At 68.9% G+C, this 5,619-nt stretch carries 6 protein-coding genes and 1 pseudogene; 4 read left to right on the top strand and 3 right to left on the bottom strand.

Translation table 11 applies throughout. The features are described from left to right. Nucleotides 1-109 precede the first annotated feature (109 nt). Both AB0J09_RS54635 and AB0J09_RS54630 read right to left on the bottom strand, forming a co-directional pair. Nucleotides 110-793 (bottom strand): DUF305 domain-containing protein, encoded by a 684-nt coding sequence (locus AB0J09_RS54635; protein ID WP_360710186.1) that lies wholly within the window; start codon nucleotides 791-793, stop codon nucleotides 110-112. A gap of 30 nt (nucleotides 794-823) precedes the next feature. Next, entirely contained in the window at nucleotides 824-1,345 is a 522-nt protein-coding gene (locus AB0J09_RS54630) for a hypothetical protein (RefSeq protein WP_360710188.1), read from the bottom strand. Nucleotides 1,346-1,521: 176 nt separating this feature from the next. On the opposite strand from AB0J09_RS54630, the gene AB0J09_RS54625 reads away from it, so the two are divergent. The 3 genes from AB0J09_RS54625 (at nucleotide 1,522) to AB0J09_RS54615 (ending at nucleotide 4,377) form a co-directional block, all read left to right on the top strand. Continuing rightward, nucleotides 1,522-2,112 (top strand): CBS domain-containing protein, encoded by a 591-nt coding sequence (locus AB0J09_RS54625; protein WP_360710184.1) that lies wholly within the window; start codon nucleotides 1,522-1,524, stop codon nucleotides 2,110-2,112. Next, nucleotides 2,097-2,741, top strand: a complete 645-nt coding sequence (locus AB0J09_RS54620; RefSeq protein ID WP_360710182.1) for a CBS domain-containing protein — start codon at nucleotides 2,097-2,099, stop codon at nucleotides 2,739-2,741. The genes AB0J09_RS54625 and AB0J09_RS54620 overlap by 16 nt, the downstream gene beginning before the upstream one ends. A 148-nt stretch (nucleotides 2,742-2,889) precedes the next feature. Next, a complete protein-coding gene (locus tag AB0J09_RS54615) occupies nucleotides 2,890-4,377 on the top strand; it encodes an AAA family ATPase (protein WP_360710180.1) in 1,488 nt (495 codons plus the stop codon). Nucleotides 4,378-4,399: 22 nt separating this feature from the next. On the opposite strand, the gene AB0J09_RS54610 is transcribed toward AB0J09_RS54615, so the two are convergent. Further along, nucleotides 4,400-4,669, bottom strand: a complete 270-nt coding sequence (locus tag AB0J09_RS54610; RefSeq protein ID WP_360710178.1) for a DUF1876 domain-containing protein — start codon at nucleotides 4,667-4,669, stop codon at nucleotides 4,400-4,402. Between the two features lie 506 nt (nucleotides 4,670-5,175). Here AB0J09_RS54610 and AB0J09_RS54605 point away from each other — a divergent pair. After that, nucleotides 5,176-5,619 (top strand): annotated as a pseudogene (locus AB0J09_RS54605) (hypothetical protein); the annotation flags it as partial.

Below are 5,619 nucleotides of genomic sequence, written 5' to 3'. Positions count from 1 at the left end.
CTCGGACGCGGGCCTTCGACACGCGCGCCGGTACGCCTCGAGCAGGGCAACGGCGTGGCGCGGGTCAAGAGCGCTGGCCGCGCCGGTGACCGCCATGCCGCAGGACTCCTCAGTCCATCATGTTGCCCGGCCCGTGTGGGCCCGGCCTGTCCCACCTTCCACAGGGCCCGCCCCGTTCACCGAACCAGTCGGCCAGGTAGCGGCGCATCTGGAACATCTCGGCGTGCTGCGTGTCGCGTACCCTGGCGGCGAAGTCGGCGACTTCAGGATGCTCAGCCCGTCCGGATGCCAGCAACTGCTGCGACATCATGATCGCCACCATGTGGTGCGGAATCATGCCTTGCAGGAACGTCTCATCGAGCGCGTCGCCGGACAGCCTGGACAGGTCGCGCATCATCGGCCGGTAGTCGCGCGCCGCCGGATGCCCCGGATACCACTTGGCCAGCCAGTCCTTCATGGTGGCGATCTCGGCGTTCTGCGTCGTGACGATCGAGGCGCCCAGGGCGCGCATCTGAGGCCGGTTCGAGCGCTGAAGTTGCCGGGCTGCCGCGACTGCTTCTTCGTGGTGGGCCACCATGTGGGTCAGATAGCCGGCCTCGTCGCTGACGTACATGTTGTGCATCCAGCCGCACGGCCCCATGGGACCCCAGCCGGTCGGCGGGGCGGTTGGCGGCTGCCAGGTGGCGGCCGGCGGCGACGTGGTGTCGGCCACGGCGCCGGCGATGCCGGTCACCGCCGCCGCGGTGGCCAGCGTCGCCCCGGCCGCGATCGCCGCTATTGCCGAACGTTTCATGTCGGCCTCCAGCGTCTTGTGTCGTCTGCCCTATCCCTGCAAGCCTGGGTGCGGCCAGCCTGGCAGGCCAGTGCCATGCGACCCTGACCACCAGGACCAACGTCCCCCCGCATGTGACGGCGGCGGCTGATTACGCCGGGAACAGAGGTGCCTGAACCCTGGTGCGGCCAAGCTCGCGCCACCGGCCATTGCGGCGTCTATGCCCTGCGTGCGGCGGAAGGCAAAGTCGATCAGGCCGGCACCGTCGGCGGCGAGGACGCAGCGCGCCGCCTTGGTGGCCACGCTGGTCTGGAAGGTCATGTGGTTGAGCAGGACGGTCTCCACCAGCTGGGGTTCGGCGATCGGAACCGTCACCTCCAGCAACGGCTCACCCGCGTACACCACATGGCCCTCTGGTATCGCCCACGCTTCCCCGGTGAAGCGCAATCTCTTGAATGCATCCAACGTCTCCGAAGGGGACTTCCCGACATCGGCGAGGTAGACCAGATCATCGCGGTCGAAGGAGAACGACTCCAAGAAGTCCAGGCAGTCGGCCAGCCCTGCGGTGACCAGGAACCCGCACCCTGGCGGCCATGCGTGGACATCGGCCGATCGGCCTGCTCAGGCGGGTCGAAAGTCCCAGAAATCGCTTAAGACCGTGCAATCGCCTGCTGCGGCGACTGCGCTGACCAACGACCGCGACCACTCGGGACTTCCGGCCCTATGCCCTGCCTTCGCGTGGAGCTGTGATGAAAGCAACTGACAAGGAGGAGCGCCGGGACCGCGCCGGTACCCGCGTCCTCGTGCAGAAGCCGGAAAGGAGCCGACCGGCCATGCGCATGACCGTCGCGGACGTGATGACCAGCAAAGTCGTCCTCGTCACCGCCGCCACCTCGGTCAAGGACATCGCCGAAGCGCTCGTCACCGGCGGCGTCAGCGCCGTCCCGGTGCTGGACGACGACGACCATGTGATCGGCATGGTGTCCGAGGCCGACCTGCTGCGCAAGGAGGAGTTCCGCGAGGAGTTCTACCGCGAGGGATATCGGCCGCCGCTGCGCGCCCGGCTACGTCACCCCAAGGGCCGCCGGAAGGCCGAGGGCGACACCGCCGCCGAGCTGATGACCAGCCCCGCGATCACCATCTCTCCGGATGCGTCGGCGGTCGCGGCCGCCCGCCTCATGGAGGCCCATGACGTCAAGCGGCTGGCGGTCGTGAACTACAACGGCCGCCGCACCGAGGCCGCTATCGCAGCCCGCATGACCGCCCGGGTCAACGGCGTGGTCGACGTCATCAACAAGATCACCTGGAAGACCGACGACTCCAAGTGGGAAGCCAGGTAGCCATGCTCGTGCGCGAGGTCATGAGCCTCCCAGCCGTCACGGTCCGCTGTACCGACCCAGTGCGGCGGGCCATCCGGACCCTCTACAGCCACAACATCACCGCCGCTCCCGTCGTCGACGACAGCGGCCGCATCGTCGGCGTGGCCAGCGAGCTGGACCTGCTGCGCGAGGAGTTCGAGCCCGACCCCCGAGCCACCGTACGTCCCGTGCCCGCGGCGCACGAGCCGCCGCCGCGCCGGGTGATGGAAGTCATGACGCCCCATGTCGTCACCGTCACTGATACCACCGACGTCAACACCGCCATCGACCTCATGGTGCGCAAGCACATCAAGAGCCTGCCCGTGCTCCGCGGCCAAGAGATCGTCGGCATGGTGAGCCGCCGCGACCTGATGGCGATGCTGGCCCGCTCGGATGAGAACCTGTGCGAGGCGGTCATCGTCGCGCTGCGCGAGCACTACCCCTCCGGCCCATGCTGGGACGTCGCTGTCCGCGACGGCGTGGCCGAGCTGTCCGGGCCACCCCACGAGCCCGCCGACCACATCGCAGACCTGCTCGCCCGCACCGTGCCCGGCGTCGTCCGGGTCAAGCACATCAGGAAATCGCCACGAGAACGACCGTCCAGAACGTGATGACGACCGGTCGATCCGGTTGGCATGACTCCGGTCATGGGCATTGGGGCTGAATTGGCTGCTTTGGCGCGGCGGCTCCCAGCTCAGGGTCTTTCGGCCCTGGTGGCGGGAGACCTCCGAGATCTGGACTAGAAGGGGAGGTGGGCTCGTGTTCACCCAGATCAAGGAGACGCATGCCGCCGTGGTGTTCCTGCTCGGTGAGCATGCCTACAAGCTGAAGAAGCCCGTCAACCTCGGCTTCCTCGACTTCAGCACCGTGCGCGCGAGGCAGGCGGCCTGCCACCGGGAGGTGGAGCTGAACCGCAGGCTGGCCCCCGACGTCTACGAGGGCGTGGCCGACGTGGTCGGCCCGGACGGCGCGGTCTGCGAGCATCTGGTCGTGATGCGCCGCATGCCCGACGAGCGCCGCCTGGGCGCGCTCGTCCGGGTGGGCAAGCCCGTGGACGAGTATTTGCGCTCGGTGGCGCGGCAGCTCGCCGGACTGCATGCCAAGGCCCGGCGCGGCCCGCAGATCGACAGGGAAGGCGGCCCGGAGGCGCTGCGGGCCCGCTGGGCGGACAGTTTCGAGCAGGTACGCGGCCTGCCCGGCGCCCCGATCGAGCCCGGCGTGCTGGACGAGATCGAGTACCTCGCGCTCCGGTTCCTGTCCGGCAGGACGTCTCTGTTCGAGGCGCGCATCGCCGAGGGCCACATCGTCGACGGCCACGGCGATCTGCTGGCCGAGGACATCTTCTGCCTGGACGACGGGCCGCGGATCCTCGACTGCCTGGAGTTCGACGAGCGCCTGCGCTTCGTGGACGGACTGGACGACGCCGCCTTCCTCGCCATGGACCTGGAATGGCTGGGCGCGCCGCGATTGGCCGAGCTGTTCCTGCACCGGTACGTCGAGTTCAGCGGCGATCCGGCACCGACGGCGCTGTGGCACCACTACGTCGCGTATCGCGCCTTCGTCCGCGCAAAAGTAGCCTGCCTGCGCCACGGGCAAGGCGACATAGATGCCGGCTGGGAGGCGCGGCGGCTGGCCGAGCTCGCGCTGCGCCATCTGCACGCGGGAGCCGTCACGCTGGTGCTGGTCGGTGGCCCGCCCGCGAGCGGGAAAACGACGCTCGGCGGCGCATTGGCCGACCGGCTCGGCTACACGCTGCTGCGCAGTGACCGCATCCGCAAGGAGTTGGCCGGTCTCGATCCGCTGCAGTCCGCGAGCACGTCGTACCGGCAGGGGATCTACGATCCCGACCACACCGCCCGCACCTACGCCGAGCTGCTGTCGCGCGCCGAACTCTTGCTCGGCCAGGGTGAGTCGGTCGTTCTGGACGCGTCCTGGAGCGATGAGCGGCATCGGGCCATGGCCGTGGACGTGGCCGGCCGCACCTCGAGCGACATGGTCGCGCTCCTGTGCACCGTCATGCCTCAGATCGCCGCCGCCCGTCTCACCACACGCCGGCCGGAGCTCTCTGACGCGGACGAAACCATCGCCGCCGTCATGACCGCGACCATGCCGCCGTGGCCGGACGCGATCGAAATCGACACGAGCACTCCGCCACAAGAGGTGCTGGCGCGTGCGCTCGCCGCCGTCCACCCGCCAGAGCTGAACGTGTCCTGGCGCTTCCAGAGACCTCAGATGGAACCCGGCTGACAGACGAGTCCGCGAGTGGGACTCACCATGAACGGCTCGAGGCCGGGGAACTGGCGAACTCCGTGATGTCGTGTTGCGAGATGACAGCGAGTTTCTCCGCCAGATCGGCCAGCGCTCGTGAAACCGCCAGTTCGTCTCCGATCTCCGGTACCGAGGGGTCCGCCGGGTTGCGGCGGGCCCGGCCGGTTCCAGCCGGCCCGGTGCCGTCCCGGGTGGTCAGCACGGCTCGCGCGTAGGTGTCGTTGCCGTCCTCGTTGAGGTAGATCTGCACTGTCCACTGTTTGGCTTCCATGACCGCGACCTCCTTCACGGCTCGGACCTCCATTCCACCGGCGGCTCGCGACGCCTGACAGAGGCGAAGGTCCGCAAGCAGGCTGGACCAACGGCCCTACGTGCTAGGAGGGGATGGCGGCCTCCGCAGAGGTGGGCTGCTGGTGCTCGGCAGCCGCGGCGTCGGCTCGTCGCCCGCGATGCTTGTGGGGCCCGTCACCCAGACGGCGCTGTTGGAGGCCGCATGCCCCGTCGCCGTGACACCACCGCGGGGCTGATCCCGCCGTCGCTCGCGCGCTCCTCCAGAAGTTCCCATCCAAATGAGGGCTACGGACCGAGCCTGGCCCAGCCAGCAACCAGACCGCGGCAACCGAGCGGTGACCGAGTCCGGGTGACACCCCGACGCTGCCCAGCAGAATCGACCGGAAAATTATCGACCGGAGTTGTCGTATCTGGGCCGCGTCGTTCGTAGCCAGGGTGAACGGTCGCCCACGAGGGCGCTGTCACGACCAAGGGAGATGCCGACCGATGCAGCAGCACTCACAGGCCAAGATCCACCGCATGTTCGAGCTCGTCGAGCCGATCGCCACCGTCACCTTCTCCGAGGTGGCGAACGAGGCGTTCCTGGCCCTCGGCATGCGCAACTACTGGGACGGATACTTCGCGGGCCGGGCCGCACCGCTGGGGCTGGCACCGGCCGAGGTGGTACACGCGGTCTTCTACAACTTCGCCGACGGCGAGGTGGCACGCCACATCCCCTGGGTGTGGGGAAAGATCACCCCGCAGGAGGCAATCACCGTGCGCGAACGGGGCAGCACCGCCGCCCTGCGGCAAATGATCGGAGAGCTTGCCGACTCGCCCGGTCTGGTGCGGGCCGCCGACCTCGCCACCCGAGCAGCGGTCAGCGCGCCGACCGAGGGCCGACCACTGTACGCCGGGCTGCGGGCGCTCGACGTGCCCGAGGAGCCGGTG

The sequence above is a fragment of the Nonomuraea sp. NPDC049784 genome (assembly GCF_040659615.1).
In the GTDB taxonomy this organism is placed as follows: domain Bacteria; phylum Actinomycetota; class Actinomycetes; order Streptosporangiales; family Streptosporangiaceae; genus Nonomuraea.
Note: the sequence above shows the minus strand (reverse complement) of the source record. Positions and strands in the feature narration are given on the sequence as shown.

Coding starts and splice junctions, on each gene's coding strand:
- AB0J09_RS54635 (WP_360710186.1), bottom strand. CDS start 793: ATGAAACGTTCGGCAATAGCGGCGATCGCGGCCGGGGCGACGCTGGCC.
- AB0J09_RS54625 (WP_360710184.1), top strand. CDS start 1,522: ATGAAAGCAACTGACAAGGAGGAGCGCCGGGACCGCGCCGGTACCCGC.
- AB0J09_RS54610 (WP_360710178.1), bottom strand. CDS start 4,669: ATGGAAGCCAAACAGTGGACAGTGCAGATCTACCTCAACGAGGACGGC.